The organism is Flavobacterium sp. J372, from assembly GCF_024699965.1.
Taxonomy (GTDB): Bacteria; Bacteroidota; Bacteroidia; order Flavobacteriales; family Flavobacteriaceae; genus Flavobacterium.
Genome location: NZ_JAJOMZ010000004.1, coordinates 301203 through 314505, shown reverse-complemented (window position 1 = coordinate 314505; position 13303 = coordinate 301203). Strand labels below are relative to the sequence as shown.

Below are 13303 nucleotides of genomic sequence, written 5' to 3'. Positions count from 1 at the left end.
TTCGTTAATTCGTTGATGTGAAGTGAAAATCCTGGCGTGGAATGTTGAGCGTGGTAAAAGAGGTGCTGCTGTTTTAGCGGAAACGACTCGCCAGTATAATGCAGACATTATCATACTGACAGAAACAACAAAAGATATTGATCCGGGATTGCCTGAAAGCATAGCGACAACTGAACTATACAAAGGCTATGACGGTATTGATTACAAAGCCGGCGAGAACCGTACTACTATTTGGTCTAAATATAAGATTGACAGAATGGTACAAACCTATGATGATTACACAAGTATTTGTGTTGAAGTTGGAACTCCTTTTGGTAAGCTGACCGTTTATGGAATAATCATCGGGGTTTTTGGCGGAAACGGGAAAGCCTCTGAAAGATATAAAAGTGATTTGCGGAATACTGATGATGTAATGAAACTGCCTGAACAATTATGTATCGCCGGAGACTTGAACACAACGTTTTCAGGATGGACATATCCAAGCAGTGAAGGGCGTAACGCTCTTAATGAATTGTTTAAGCAAAAAAATCTTGTTTGTCTAACTTGTGAAATCGAAAATAGTGTAAACCATATTGCTCTAAGCAAAAGTTTTATCGAAGGAAGAAACATCAGCATTGAGACATGGAATCACGATAAAAAATTAAGTGATCATATTGGTGTTTGTGTGACAATAAATTAGAATGAAAGATAAATTTTACCAATACATACAAAACTTGCAGGACACCATCACTTCAAAATTGGAGGAGGTTGACGGTAAGGCAAAGTTTCGACAGGATATATGGGAGCGCCCTGAAGGCGGCGGCGGGCGCACACGTATTATTGAAAATGGCAACGTTATCGAGAAAGGCGGCGTGAACATCTCTGCAGTACACGGTTCGTTGCCTGCTGCTATGCAAAGCTATTTCAACGTAGGTGACGTCGATTTCTTTGCCTGTGGCTTAAGCCTTGTTATCCATTCCCGCAATCCGTTTGTCCCGACAGTTCACGCCAACTGGAGATATTTTGAGATGTATGATAAAGCCGGGAATATTGTTGACAGCTGGTTCGGTGGCGGGCAGGACCTTACACCGTATTACCTGTTTGATGAAGATGCAAAGCACTTTCACCAGACCTGCAAAACTGCGTGTGATAAACACAATTCAGAATTTTACCCTAAGTTCAAAAAGCAGTGTGATGAGTACTTTTGGAATACGCACCGCAATGAAGCCCGTGGTGTGGGCGGATTGTTCTTTGACCATTGCAAAGCGACACCGGATTTTACCATGGAGCAATGGTATAATTTCGTGACTGAAGTCGGCAACAGTTTTCTTGAAGCCTATGTACCGATTGTAGAAAGAAGAAAAAGACATTCAATATTCTAATGAAAACCGCACCTGGCAGGAAATTCGCCGTGGGCGATATGTGGAATTCAACCTTGTGCATGATAAAGGCACGCTGTTCGGGCTAAAGACCAATGGCCGCATTGAAAGTATATTGATGAGCCTTCCGTCGCATGTACAGTGGGTGTATGACCATCATCCTGAACCCGGAAGTGAGGAGGAGCGATTGGTTAACATCCTGAAAACCCCGGTTGAATGGATATAAAGCTTGCCATATCAGCCCTTTTACTAACTCCGGCGTTTGCTCAGGCACAGGCGGACACCATTAATCCGTACTATAAAAAATTTGAGAACAGCCTTGCCGTACAGGCATTCGCACTGAATACATCAAATAATTTTTCGATAAATTATGTGCAGGATAACCTCATAGTAGATATTATCCCTAACCAAAAGACCACATTGGGCATTGCGGTGCAGTATGACATTATATCCTTCAGCATAGGTTTTGCCCCGAAGATATTTGCCAATAATCGTGATAACGGCGGTTCACGGATGACATCTTACGCCCTGAACTTCTTCCCCAGACGGTTTATGCAGCATTTTGATCTTTATTATCAGCGTGGAATGAGCCTTGCAGTTTCAGGGACAGACCTTTACCTGCCGCGGTTGAAATCGCTAAAGATTGGTGGCAACACCTCTTATTTTTTCAACAGTAATTTTTCGTACAGGGCAACCGCTTTCCAAAGTGAAAAACAACTGAAAAGTGCTGGCAGCTTTTCGCCATCGCTTACTTATTATTACACTGAATTGAACGGCAAAGAAGAGCCGTTGTTGGGCGATAAATCATATTTTATAGATGTAGCTTTGTGTCCGGGTTATTATTACAACTGGGTCATCGCGAAGGATTTCCTGGTTTCGGGCGGAGCATCGTTCGGGGCAGGTATGACAACAACGGTTGATAACGACACAACAACCGAACTTTTGATTGCCGGGGCGCTGCAAATTGCCATGGGCTACAATAGCGAACGCCTGTTTTGCGGGGTGAACCTCCGGGCGAATTTTTTTAGCCATGAAGCAGAGCAGGATGTAGTGATGAGCAATGCCATATCATACGCCACGGCCTTTGCCGGATATAGGTTTGACCCGCCGGGTTTTATTGCCCGCGAAAAAGAAAAATTATACAAAAAGCTTAAATAATATGTATCCAATCCATAGAAACAGAAGGCTGCGCGTGAATGAATCAATCCGTTCACTTGTTCGCGAAACTATACTTACACCCAACAATTTTATGTTCCCGATGTTTATAACTGAAGGCACGAATGTTGAAGTGCCAATACCCTCTATGCCGGGAATTTTCCGCCGTTCGATAGACCTTACGGTTAAAGAAGTGAAAGAACTGTGGAGCTTGGGCATTAAGGCTGTGAATATCTACGTGAAGGTTAACGACAACCTTAAAGATAACACCGGTAAAGAAGCCTGGAATGCCACTGGCCTTATGCAGCAGGCCATTAAAGCTATTAAAGATGCTGTCCCCGGGATGATTGTGATGCCCGATGTAGCACTCGACCCTTATTCTATTTACGGACATGACGGCATCATTAACAACGGCGACATCGCTAATGATGAAACGGTTGAAGCTCTGGTGAAAATGGCAATTTCTCATGCTGAAGCTGGAGCCGACTTTGTTGCACCAAGCGATATGATGGACGGCCGTGTGCTGCGCCTGCGTGAAGGTTTGGATAGTGCTGGTTTCCAAAATGTAGGAATTATGAGTTACAGCGCCAAGTATGCATCGTCTTTTTACGGCCCATTCCGTGATGCATTGGACAGTGCACCAAAAGAGGCAGGCATTGAGGTGCCTAAAGACAAAAAGACGTACCAGATGGATTATGCCAACCGGATTGAGGCCATTAAAGAGGCGCTGCACGATGTGGAAGAAGGCGCAGATATTGTGATGGTAAAGCCGGGCATTGCCTACCTGGATATTGTACGTGAAGTTAAGAACGCCGTAAACGTTCCTGTTTCTGTTTACCAGGTTTCAGGGGAATATGCTATGGTTAAAGCAGCCAGCGAACGCGGATGGCTTGATCATGACAAGGTGATGATTGAGCAGTTGCACTGTATAAAACGCGCAGGAGCCGACCTTATATCAACCTATTTTGCTAAGGAAGCGGCAATAATCTTGAACAGGTAAGAATGAAAAGTTTAATTACTGTTTTAGTGGTACTCGTTCTTCTTGGTTGCAAATCAGAAGAAAAAAAAGAAAGCCTTTACACCGCTCCTGCTGATACCGCTGAAGGCACTGCAGCAGAGTTGTCGCCATCTGCAAATCTTGGTAAAGAAATTTTTGATGGTAAGGGAAACTGCTTTGCCTGCCATAAACCCGACCAAAAGATAATCGGGCCGAGCATTGCTGAAATCGCCAAAATCTACAAAGAGAAGAATGGCAATATTGTAGAATTCCTGAAAGGTAAGGGTGAACCTATTGTAGACCCATCTCAATATGAAGTGATGAAAACCAACTTCTCAATCACCAAAAATCTTTCTGATGAAGAACTGAAAGGGCTGGAGGATTATATTTATAATTTTCAAGCCCCCTAACCCCCGAAGGGAGAACTTTGCAGAACGTATTTGCTTCGATTAAACAACCCAATAATATCGTTGGATTCTTATCATTAGAGTAAAGCTAGGCTCCCCCTTCGGGGGCTGGGGGGCTCGCTACGGCGCTACCAGCTTAAATCCTACTCTTGGGATGTTTTCTATCCTTATAGTCTCATCATCCTTAAAAATTTTGCGTAGGCGTGATATGAAAACATCCATACTACGCCCAAGGAAATAATCATCGGTACCCCAAAGCTCTGTAAGGATACGCTCCCGTTTAAGTATTGTGTTTTTATTATCTATGAAAAGCTTCAATAATGCCGACTCACGTTCGGTAAGCTGTATGATTTCAGCGCCTTTGGCAACGGTATAATTGGCCGGATCAAATGTAAAATCGCCTATATTGCATAGTGTATTTTTTACAGCCGGTTGTTTTTGGCTGCGCTGCAGGAACACTTCAATCTTAAGGATCAGCTCTTCCATACTGTAAGGCTTCACCAGGTAATCATCAGCCCCCAGGCGCAGGCCTTTTATACGATCTTCTTTCAGTGTTTTTGCCGAAAGGAAAATAATAGGCACCTCAACATCACGCCGGCGTATGGCTTCGGCAAGGTCAAAACCATCCATTTCAGGCATCATGATATCAAGCACACACAGGTCATAATCACCCGTTTTAAATGCTTCAAATGCTTCTTTGCCATTAGTTACATGCGTAACATCATAATACTGCTCAAGGCTATCTGCGGTGAGAAAAGCAAGTGTAGCATCATCTTCTGCATACAGTATTTTCTTTTTCATACAATGCTGCTTTTTGGAATAGAGATAATGACTGTAAGTCCGCCACCGGGATTATTTTTCAGGCTAATCTTCCATTTATGAAGTTCGCAAATCTTTTTTACATAAAAAAGCCCAATACCAAATCCGCCCACTTCTTTCTTGTTCTCACGCGGCACACGGTAAAATTTATCAAACACATAATCAATATGCTGTGATGGTATACCCCGGCCATTGTCAGCAAATGATATTATAAGCCCACTGGCATCCTGTGCCATTTTTATGATGATACGAGGCGATGTACCTCCATACTTTATGGCATTTTCTACAATGTTGTAGGCAATATTATAAAAGTGAAATTCATCTGCCTTAATAAAATAAGCCTTACTATCTGTCTCCAGGCTAATTTCAGCTAATGGATACTTTAGAGATGCATTTTCCTGAACGAGAGACAGCGTCTCCACAGCATTAATTTCTTTTTTCTCCAGGCCTGTAAGGTTTGCATCTGCTTTGGCAACATTCAGGATGCGTTCAATATGCTGGTTCAGCTTGTTGCTCTGCTCTATGATAATGGCAAGATATTTTTTGAGTTTCGGGTGGCTTTCAATTTCACCCTGGCCTGCAGCAAAGTTTGAAGCTATAAGAATTGATGAAAGCGGAGTCTTGAACTCATGTGTCATATTATTAATAAAATCTTTCTGCAGTTCGCTGTACCGCTTTTGCTTCAGCATAAGTATTACGCTATATACATATATGACCAATACAAGGAAGAGCACGCCGGTATAAATCCAGTACTGCTGTAATGAGGTGATATAATTGTACTTAAGGTTGGGGAAACGTACCGCAAAATAGTACACCAGCCCGGCACGCTTAGTAAAGCAGTTTTCACACTTTGCTTTGTCTTCAGGAGATTTTGGCCCGTGTGCCACTACATATTCTCCATACACCATTTCATCGCTTCCGCAGTCATAAATGGCATATTCATAGTCCATATCAAGTTTAACTTTCTGGAATTCGGCTTTCAGGTAGTAGTCAAGTATTTCTGCCTCAAAAGCATCATTTACATTTACAACATAGTAATCTTCAGCAACTTTGCGGATAGGGGAAGTCTGGGGCGGTTCATTGCTGTTATCACGATATATTTTAGCCACAACATCCTGCAGGGCAAAATGGATTTTCTCACCTATTTCTTTTTTTTCAAATGTATAGGCCTGGTTCAGCATGAGCAACTGCATAGTGAGTACGCCGATAATAGCTACCAGCCCTACAGATACAACAATATTTAATTTACTGAATTTCAAATTTTGGAACACGTTTTGCTTAAGCAACAACATTACTATAAAAAATAGCGCAATACAATGCATTAACAACTCATTAACAAGCTAATTATTTCTGTTAACACAAATTTCGTCAGAAGTAAATATATTTGTGATGTTCAAAAGAATTAAATAATAACAATTAATAAATTAACTAATTATGAAATCATTGAAATTTTCTCTTCTTGCCGTAGCGGGTGCTCTTATGCTTTCTTTCGGCGCTTCTGCACAGACAGCTGCTAAAAAAGCTACTCCGGCTCCTGCACCTAGCGAGGTTAAACCGGTTGCCACAAAAGCATCAGAGATTAGCTGGGCTAAAGACGTACACGATTTTGGCACGATTGAAAAAGGCAAGCCTGTATCTTATGACTTTACTTTCAAAAACACTACTAAGCAGACAATTCTTATTACAAATGTAAAAGCATCTTGCGGATGTACTGCTACCAACTATACTAAAACTCCTATCAAACCGGGAGAAACAGGAAGCGTAACTGCTACTTATAATGCAGCAAGCCCTGGCAGCTTTACAAAAACTGTTACTGTGACAACAAATGACAGCGAAGTAAACAAAATACTTACCATCAAAGGCGTGGTTAAAGATGATGCTGCTGCTCCTGCAACAAAATCATAAGTAAATAATTTGAGTTATTAGAAGCCACTGAATTTTCAGTGGCTTTTTTATTTTTATAAATGTAAAGTTTGTTTTACTTATTGGAAATTTTATTTTACATTTGACTGAACTTAAAACTATTATTATGAAAACAACCTACCTATTTCCAAACAGGCTAAGGATGATTAGCGGAATTCTTTTTGTTGTGTCATTTTTTTGTTATTTGGGTTATTACTTATTTGATACAACATTAAATTTAGACTTGAAGGTGAAAGTAATTGCAATTATGGGAGATAATGGCTTAATGACCCCAACAGTTAGCTTTGGCCTAATTAAAAACTATATATTAGACGAAATTTTAATGCTTATAATTATTCCGTCAGGTATTGTTTATGCATTTTCAAAAGAAAAACATGAAGACGAAATGGTGGCAGCAATAAGGCTCAACGCTCTTGCATGGGCCACAATTGCCAATTACGGTATCATCCTCTTTTTATATATGTTCATTTACGGATTTCCGTTCCTTAATGTTATGATGGCAACATTATTCTCACAGCTGATTATTTTCATTACTTTGCTTCGCTACAAAATGTTCCGTTTCAGAAAATCTGCCGGGTATGAAGAATAACATCAAAGTACAGCGTGCCATACACAATTTCACACAGCAGGACCTTGCCTGGAAAATAGGTGTAAGCCGGCAGACAATCAATGCACTTGAAGCAGGCAAGTATGTGCCATCAACGGTACTGGCTCTTAAACTTTCACGCCTCTTCAATAAACCCGTAAATGAAATATTTGAGCTCGAAGCAGAAGATTAATCTGTAAATTTGCGACATGGAAAAGGCTTACATCAAAACCCCTGTCGGCACCTGCCTTATTGAAGGCGATGAACACGGCGTAACCAAAATATGGGTGCTTGATGATGAGGTGCAGCAATCGGAAACCATTCCTCACGAACTTTCACAAGCAGTAGCAGAGCTTGAGGAATACTTTTCAGGAAAGAGGACAGAATTCACGTTCAAAATGAATCCTTCAGGAACAGATTTTCAAAAGAAGGTTTGGAATGCACTTTTGGAAATCCCATTTGGCAAAACCATGTCCTACAACCAGCTTGCCATAAAGCTGGGCGATATTAACGCCATACGTGCCGTGGCATCGGCCAATGGCAAAAACCCGCTTTGGGTAGCCGTACCATGCCACAGGGTAATAGGCAGTGACGGGTCTCTTACAGGCTATGCGGGCGGATTGTGGCGCAAAAAATGGCTGCTGGAGCACGAGACACCGCCTATTCAGCAAAGCCTTTTCTGAGCCAGTTATTGCCGAAACTCATTTTTTACTTACATTCGTGCTAAAGAGAGCACTTTATGAAAATCATCCGCAAAATACTGGTGTGGCTTGTAATTGTCATTGCAGGCATTGTCATCCTCCTTTACCTTTTTGATGTTGATTACCTGCTGAAGGCAGTACGTGTGGTGTACCTACACGGCAAAACTACAGCTTACCTTGACGATTATACGCATTTTGACAATCGTACTGTAAAGGCAGGTACGGCGCAACCGTGGGCCAACCATGCAGAATACAACAAAGTAAAAGCAACCGAAAGACTTGAGCAAACCCATAAAGAACTGGGTACCGTGGCTTACCTCATCATAAAGAATGACAGCATATGGCATGAAAGCTATTATGACGGTTATGGTTCTGACTCGCATTCCAACTCGTTCTCAATGGCCAAGAGTATTGTATCAGCAGCACTATTTAAAGCAATTGAGGAGGGAAGTATAAAGAGCCTCGACCAGAAAGTGGGAGACTTTTTCCCGGAATTCAGCAAAGGGATGGCTTCAAAACTCACCGTGGGTGACTTATCATCAATGGCAACAGGACTGGATTGGGGCGAGCAATACAGCAGTGCTTTCTCGATCACTACACGCGCTTATTTTGGAGACCACCTGGAAGAAACGATGCTAAACGTTCCTGTGGTTTATGAGCCGGGAACCAGATTTGAATACGTAAGCGGTGCTACGCAATTGCTGGCGATGGTAATAACTAAAGCAACCGGCATGAAATTGTCGGATTATGTGTCAGAGAAATTCTGGAAACCGATGGGAGCAGAACATGATGCGCTGTGGCAGCTTGACCATGAAGGCGGTATTGAAAAAGCGTATTGCTGTTTTGCAAGCAATGCGCGTGATTTTGCACGTTTCGGGAAACTCTTTCTGCACAATGGTGAGTGGAACGGCAAGCGCCTGCTTGATAGTGCGGCTGTTCGACGAATGATAACGCCACGTTTCCCTGATGCTCCGCAATATGGTTATGGCTGGTGGCTTAATGACTATTTGGGTAAAAAGATATACTACATGCGTGGGCATCTAGGGCAGTTCACAATAGTTATCCCTGAAGATAAGATTATAATTGTGAGGCTGGGACATACTAAAGGGTTACAAACGACAACCGACCCCCACAGTAACGACTTTTATGTATATGTTGATGAAGCCTATAAGATGATGGGGATGATGAAACCGGGTGAAGGTAAGGGTGATAAGCTGCCTTTGACAAAAGAGGAAGCTAAAGTAAATGAGATGGCAAAGAAATGATTGAAAAGATAAAGCTCGAAAACATACTTTTCCTTGATATAGAAACAGCACCAGAACACGCCAGCTTTGACCTCTGTGATGAGGAAATGCAGCAGCTGTATGACACAAAAACACAGTACCAGCGCAAAGACGGCCAGTCGCCTGAAGAGTTTTATGAGCGTGCCGGCATCTGGGCTGAGTTTGGTAAGATAGTGTGCCTCTCTGCGGGATATTTTACGTTTCGAGGAGACATACGCCATTTCCGTGTGACCTCTTTTTGTGGAGAGGAAAAGCAGATTCTAAAAGATTTTTCCAACCTCCTGAATAATCATTTCAGCCAGCCGCAGCATATAATGTGCGGGCATAATGCTAAAGAATTTGATTTCCCGTTCATTGCACGACGGATGATCATCAACAATCTTCCAATACCCAACAAACTCAACCTCTTCGGCAAAAAGCCTTGGGAAGTCCCTCATCTCGACACCATGGAAATGTGGAAATTCGGCGACTATAAAAGCTTTACTTCGCTAAAACTACTCACCAAAATATTGGGTATACCCTCACCCAAAGGCGATATAGATGGCAGCCAGGTAGGGTATGTGTACCATGTGGAGAAAGACATTGACCGTATTGTAACATACTGTGAAAAAGATGTGGTAGCGACAGCACAGGTATTCCTACGCTTCCGCCGTGAAGATTTACTGGTTGATGATGAGGTGGTGCATGTGTAATTAACTTTTTTAGTCGCAGTCACAGTTCTCAGTCACGCTGAGCCTGTCGAAGCGCTATCAATAACGTGCCTTTGACAGGCTCAGGCTGACAGCAAACTTTTAATATCTTAGCGCTATGAACACCCCGCTTCTCCATATCAACAACGTTACAATTTCAGCAAGAAAAGACAAGCAATGGACACCCATTGTAAAAAACAGTGCTTTTGTGCTCAATCAAAATGAGATACTGGGTATTGTAGGAGAATCGGGTTCGGGTAAGTCGGTTACCTCGCTTGCCGTGATGGGGCTTCTGCCGAAAGGCATTTTGCAGATTACCGAAGGCAACATCAGTTTTGAGGGTAAGGACGTGTCAGCCATGACTGAAAAAGAGCTGCGTAAAATGCGGGGCAATGACATCAGCATGATTTTCCAGGAACCTATGAGCTCGCTCAACCCATCACTAAAATGCGGCTACCAGGTTGCCGAGATACTGAAAGAACATACTTCACTTTCTGATAGAGAAATAAAAGCAAAGGTGATTTTACTGTTTGAAAAAGTGAAGCTGCCCAACCCCGACAAAATTTACAACCGCTACCCCCACGAGATTTCGGGCGGACAGAAACAGCGTGTAATGATCGCTATGGCGATTGCCTGCAAGCCCAAAATATTGATTGCCGATGAGCCTACTACTGCTCTTGACGTTACGGTACAGAAAGAAATAATCTTGTTACTGAAAGAACTCCAGCAGGAAACCGGCATGAGCATTATCTTCATTTCTCATGACTTGTCATTAGTAAGTGACATTGCTAACAGGGTACTGGTGATGTATCGTGGCGAGATTGTGGAGCAAGGCGATGCTAATGAGATTTTCAATAATCCTAAGCATCTTTATACTAAAGCCCTGATTAGCTCAAGGCCTTCTCTCGATGTTCGGTTAAAGCGTTTGCCTACTATTGGTGATTATCTCAACAACACGGTCAATCCTGAAGAAATTACATCATCACAGCGCCGGCAGGAGCACAATGATATCTATTCAAAACCCCCATTGCTGGAAGTAATTAATGTAGAGAAAGAATACGTTTCATCAGCCGGGTTATTTGGCAAAAACGTAAATTTTAAGGCGGTTGACGATGTTAGTTTCAAGATATATGAGGGTGAAACGCTTGGGCTGGTGGGTGAGTCGGGCTGCGGTAAGTCGACACTTGGGAATACCATCCTTCAACTCGATAAGCCGACTGCCGGAAAAATCCTCTACAGGGGAACAGACCTTACTAAACTTTCATCAGGAGAAATACGTGAACTCCGAAAAGAAATTCAAATAATCTTTCAGGATCCATATTCATCGCTAAACCCACGCATTACTGTAGGCAAAGCCATTATGGAACCTATGCAGGTACATGGGCTTTACAAAAACGATAAAGAACGCCGCGAGAAAGTCATTGAGATACTCAACCGTGTTGGGCTGGGAGAGGAGCACTTTAACCGCTACCCGCATGAGTTTTCCGGTGGGCAGCGTCAGCGTATCGGCATTGCGCGCACTATTGCCCTTCAGCCAAAGCTCATAGTGTGTGACGAGTCGGTTTCTGCCTTGGATATTTCTGTACAGGCGCAGGTGTTGAACTTACTTAATGAACTAAAGGAAAATTTCGGTTTTACTTATATTTTCATTTCGCATGACCTCGCTGTAGTAAAATATATGAGCGACCAGGTGCTGGTAATGAACAAAGGTAAAATTGAAGAAATGAATGAGGCTGATGCCTTATATGAGCGTCCGCAGAAAGACTACACGAAGAAGCTGATTGCAGCGATACCGAGTAGTAGTATTTAGTCGCAGTCACAGTTGTCAGTTTCAGTCGCGCTGAGCTTGTCGAAGCGCAGGTAAAGTCCTCTTCTTTCATAAATAAAAAACCTACAAGGTTTTGGAAACCTTGCAGGTTGTATACACTTCTTAACTTAAAACTGCGACTGCGACTTAAAAAAAACTAGTCAATCACCATCTCCGGTATATCGCCCTCAATAATAAGGTTGCCTTCAGTGGCATTTTTGATGTCTTCAACGGTAACGCCCGGTGCACGTTCAAGCAATTTAAAGCCCTCTGGCACGATTTCAAGCACGGCAAGCTCTGTAACTACCTTTTTCACGCAGCCAACGCCTGTAAGGGGCAGAGAGCATCTTTTAAGCAGTTTTGATTCGCTGGCTTTGTTTACGTGCATCATTGCTACGATTATATTTTCGGCCGAAGCTACTAAATCCATGGCGCCGCCCATGCCTTTTACCATTTTACCAGGGATTTTCCAGTTGGCGATGTCGCCGTTCTCGGCAACTTCCATCGCACCGAGTATGGTAAGGTCAACATGCTGCCCGCGTATCATCCCGAAACTGGTAGCCGAATCAAAGAATGATGCACCGGGTAATGTCGTGATGGTCTGCTTACCGGCATTGATAACATCAGCATCTTCCTCGCCTTCAAACGGAAACGGACCCATGCCCAACACGCCATTCTCACTCTGGAATTCAACTGAAATATCTTCACGTACATAGTTAGCTACAAGCGTTGGTATGCCAATGCCCAGGTTTACAAAGTACCCGTCCTGAACTTCTTTTGCGATTCTTTTCGCTATATCTTCTTTTCCTAACATCTTAGTTACGTTTTCTGGTTGTACGTTGCTCTATGCGCTTTTCGTAGGTAGCGCCTTGGAAAATGCGCTTCACAAATATCCCTGGGATATGTATCTGGTTCGGGTCTAGCGTACCTGCAGGTACAAGCTCTTCAACCTCTGCAATAGTAATTTTTGCTGCACCGGCCATGCATGAGTTGAAATTACGTGCCGTACCCTTAAATATCAGGTTGCCCGCCTCATCGCCTTTCCATGCTTTTACTATGGCGAAGTCCGCCTTATAGGCTTCTTCCATAATGTGCATTTTGCCATTAAACTCACGTGCTTCCTTACCTTCAGCCACTTCGGTTCCATAACCTGCCGGAGTGTAAAATGCAGGGATACCCGCCTGTGCAGCGCGGCATTTTTCTGCCAGCGTACCCTGTGGTGTAAGTTCTACCTCCAGTTCGCCGCTTAGCATCTGGCGTTCAAACTCGGCATTCTCTCCAACATATGATGATATCATCTTTTTTATCTGCTTTTTCTGCAACAGCAGCCCAAGCCCGAAGTCATCAACACCTGCATTGTTAGAGATACAGGTAAGATCAGTCACGCCCATATTTACAAGCTCGGCAATACTATTCTCAGGTATTCCGCAAAGCCCGAAACCGCCAAGCATAATGGTCATGCCATCTTTTATATCGTGCAGCGCTTCCTGCACATTTTGTACTTTTTTATTAATCATACAAATTATTTTAATTTCTGCGCATAAATATATAAAAAAACGCCCTCTTGTAAGGGCGTCT

General features: G+C 42.8%; 15 protein-coding genes and 1 pseudogene. 12 read left to right on the top strand and 4 right to left on the bottom strand.

Going from position 1 to position 13303, the window contains the following annotated elements; genetic code table 11:
* Nucleotides 1–22 precede the first annotated feature (22 nt).
* The 5 genes and pseudogenes from LRS05_RS01885 (at nucleotide 23) to LRS05_RS01865 (ending at nucleotide 3920) form a co-directional block, all read left to right on the top strand.
* Nucleotides 23–679 (top strand): endonuclease/exonuclease/phosphatase family protein, encoded by a 657-nt coding sequence (locus LRS05_RS01885; RefSeq protein WP_257866761.1) that lies wholly within the window; start codon nucleotides 23–25, stop codon nucleotides 677–679.
* Between the two features lies 1 nt (nucleotide 680).
* Nucleotides 681–1584: pseudogene (gene hemF / locus LRS05_RS01880) on the top strand (oxygen-dependent coproporphyrinogen oxidase).
* Entirely contained in the window at nucleotides 1575–2516 is a 942-nt protein-coding gene (locus LRS05_RS01875; RefSeq protein WP_257866760.1) for a DUF4421 domain-containing protein, read from the top strand. Before hemF ends, LRS05_RS01875 begins: the two are co-directional and overlap by 10 nt.
* 1 nt (nucleotide 2517) lies before the next feature.
* Nucleotides 2518–3513 (top strand): porphobilinogen synthase, encoded by a 996-nt coding sequence (hemB, locus tag LRS05_RS01870; protein WP_257866759.1) that lies wholly within the window; start codon nucleotides 2518–2520, stop codon nucleotides 3511–3513.
* A 2-nt stretch (nucleotides 3514–3515) separates the two neighbouring features.
* Complete coding sequence (locus tag LRS05_RS01865) at nucleotides 3516–3920, top strand: c-type cytochrome (protein WP_257866758.1); 405 nt, start codon at nucleotides 3516–3518, stop codon at nucleotides 3918–3920.
* A 117-nt stretch (nucleotides 3921–4037) separates the two neighbouring features.
* On the opposite strand, the gene LRS05_RS01860 is transcribed toward LRS05_RS01865, so the two are convergent.
* Complete coding sequence (locus LRS05_RS01860) at nucleotides 4038–4718, bottom strand: response regulator transcription factor (RefSeq protein WP_257866757.1); 681 nt, start codon at nucleotides 4716–4718, stop codon at nucleotides 4038–4040.
* A complete protein-coding gene (locus tag LRS05_RS01855) occupies nucleotides 4715–5995 on the bottom strand; it encodes a sensor histidine kinase KdpD (RefSeq protein ID WP_257866756.1) in 1281 nt (426 codons plus the stop codon). The genes LRS05_RS01860 and LRS05_RS01855 overlap by 4 nt, the downstream gene beginning before the upstream one ends.
* 175 nt (nucleotides 5996–6170) lie before the next feature.
* On the opposite strand from LRS05_RS01855, the gene LRS05_RS01850 reads away from it, so the two are divergent.
* The 7 genes from LRS05_RS01850 to LRS05_RS01820 all read left to right on the top strand — a co-directional run bounded on the left by LRS05_RS01850 (nucleotide 6171) and on the right by LRS05_RS01820 (nucleotide 11728).
* Nucleotides 6171–6641, top strand: a complete 471-nt coding sequence (locus LRS05_RS01850) for a DUF1573 domain-containing protein (protein ID WP_257866755.1) — start codon at nucleotides 6171–6173, stop codon at nucleotides 6639–6641.
* A 241-nt stretch (nucleotides 6642–6882) separates the two neighbouring features.
* Nucleotides 6883–7248: a hypothetical protein gene (locus LRS05_RS01845; protein WP_257866754.1), complete on the top strand. Its 366-nt coding sequence runs from the start codon at nucleotides 6883–6885 to the stop codon at nucleotides 7246–7248.
* Nucleotides 7238–7438 carry a helix-turn-helix transcriptional regulator gene (locus LRS05_RS01840; protein WP_257866753.1) on the top strand — a complete coding sequence of 67 codons (201 nt, stop codon included), beginning with the start codon at nucleotides 7238–7240 and terminating at the stop codon, nucleotides 7436–7438. The genes LRS05_RS01845 and LRS05_RS01840 overlap by 11 nt, the downstream gene beginning before the upstream one ends.
* 16 nt (nucleotides 7439–7454) lie before the next feature.
* Nucleotides 7455–7928: a methylated-DNA--[protein]-cysteine S-methyltransferase gene (locus tag LRS05_RS01835; RefSeq protein WP_257866752.1), complete on the top strand. Its 474-nt coding sequence runs from the start codon at nucleotides 7455–7457 to the stop codon at nucleotides 7926–7928.
* Nucleotides 7929–7984: 56 nt separating this feature from the next.
* A complete protein-coding gene (locus tag LRS05_RS01830) occupies nucleotides 7985–9211 on the top strand; it encodes a serine hydrolase (protein WP_257866751.1) in 1227 nt (408 codons plus the stop codon).
* Nucleotides 9208–9921: a 3'-5' exonuclease gene (locus tag LRS05_RS01825; RefSeq protein ID WP_257866750.1), complete on the top strand. Its 714-nt coding sequence runs from the start codon at nucleotides 9208–9210 to the stop codon at nucleotides 9919–9921. The genes LRS05_RS01830 and LRS05_RS01825 overlap by 4 nt, the downstream gene beginning before the upstream one ends.
* 115 nt (nucleotides 9922–10036) lie before the next feature.
* Nucleotides 10037–11728 (top strand): ABC transporter ATP-binding protein, encoded by a 1692-nt coding sequence (locus LRS05_RS01820; RefSeq protein WP_257866749.1) that lies wholly within the window; start codon nucleotides 10037–10039, stop codon nucleotides 11726–11728.
* A 154-nt stretch (nucleotides 11729–11882) separates the two neighbouring features.
* Here LRS05_RS01820 and LRS05_RS01815 read toward each other — a convergent pair whose 3' ends face one another.
* Nucleotides 11883–12539: a 3-oxoacid CoA-transferase subunit B gene (locus tag LRS05_RS01815; RefSeq protein WP_257866748.1), complete on the bottom strand. Its 657-nt coding sequence runs from the start codon at nucleotides 12537–12539 to the stop codon at nucleotides 11883–11885.
* A gap of 1 nt (nucleotide 12540) precedes the next feature.
* Entirely contained in the window at nucleotides 12541–13242 is a 702-nt protein-coding gene (locus tag LRS05_RS01810) for a CoA transferase subunit A (protein ID WP_257866747.1), read from the bottom strand.
* Between the last annotated feature and the right edge of the window lie 61 nt (nucleotides 13243–13303).

Coding starts and splice junctions, on each gene's coding strand:
- hemB (WP_257866759.1), top strand. CDS start 2,518: ATGTATCCAATCCATAGAAACAGAAGGCTGCGCGTGAATGAATCAATC.
- LRS05_RS01835 (WP_257866752.1), top strand. CDS start 7,455: ATGGAAAAGGCTTACATCAAAACCCCTGTCGGCACCTGCCTTATTGAA.
- LRS05_RS01860 (WP_257866757.1), bottom strand. CDS start 4,718: ATGAAAAAGAAAATACTGTATGCAGAAGATGATGCTACACTTGCTTTT.
- LRS05_RS01810 (WP_257866747.1), bottom strand. CDS start 13,242: ATGATTAATAAAAAAGTACAAAATGTGCAGGAAGCGCTGCACGATATA.
- LRS05_RS01865 (WP_257866758.1), top strand. CDS start 3,516: ATGAAAAGTTTAATTACTGTTTTAGTGGTACTCGTTCTTCTTGGTTGC.
- LRS05_RS01875 (WP_257866760.1), top strand. CDS start 1,575: ATGGATATAAAGCTTGCCATATCAGCCCTTTTACTAACTCCGGCGTTT.
- LRS05_RS01825 (WP_257866750.1), top strand. CDS start 9,208: ATGATTGAAAAGATAAAGCTCGAAAACATACTTTTCCTTGATATAGAA.
- LRS05_RS01830 (WP_257866751.1), top strand. CDS start 7,985: ATGAAAATCATCCGCAAAATACTGGTGTGGCTTGTAATTGTCATTGCA.
- LRS05_RS01815 (WP_257866748.1), bottom strand. CDS start 12,539: ATGTTAGGAAAAGAAGATATAGCGAAAAGAATCGCAAAAGAAGTTCAG.
- LRS05_RS01820 (WP_257866749.1), top strand. CDS start 10,037: ATGAACACCCCGCTTCTCCATATCAACAACGTTACAATTTCAGCAAGA.
- LRS05_RS01850 (WP_257866755.1), top strand. CDS start 6,171: ATGAAATCATTGAAATTTTCTCTTCTTGCCGTAGCGGGTGCTCTTATG.
- LRS05_RS01840 (WP_257866753.1), top strand. CDS start 7,238: ATGAAGAATAACATCAAAGTACAGCGTGCCATACACAATTTCACACAG.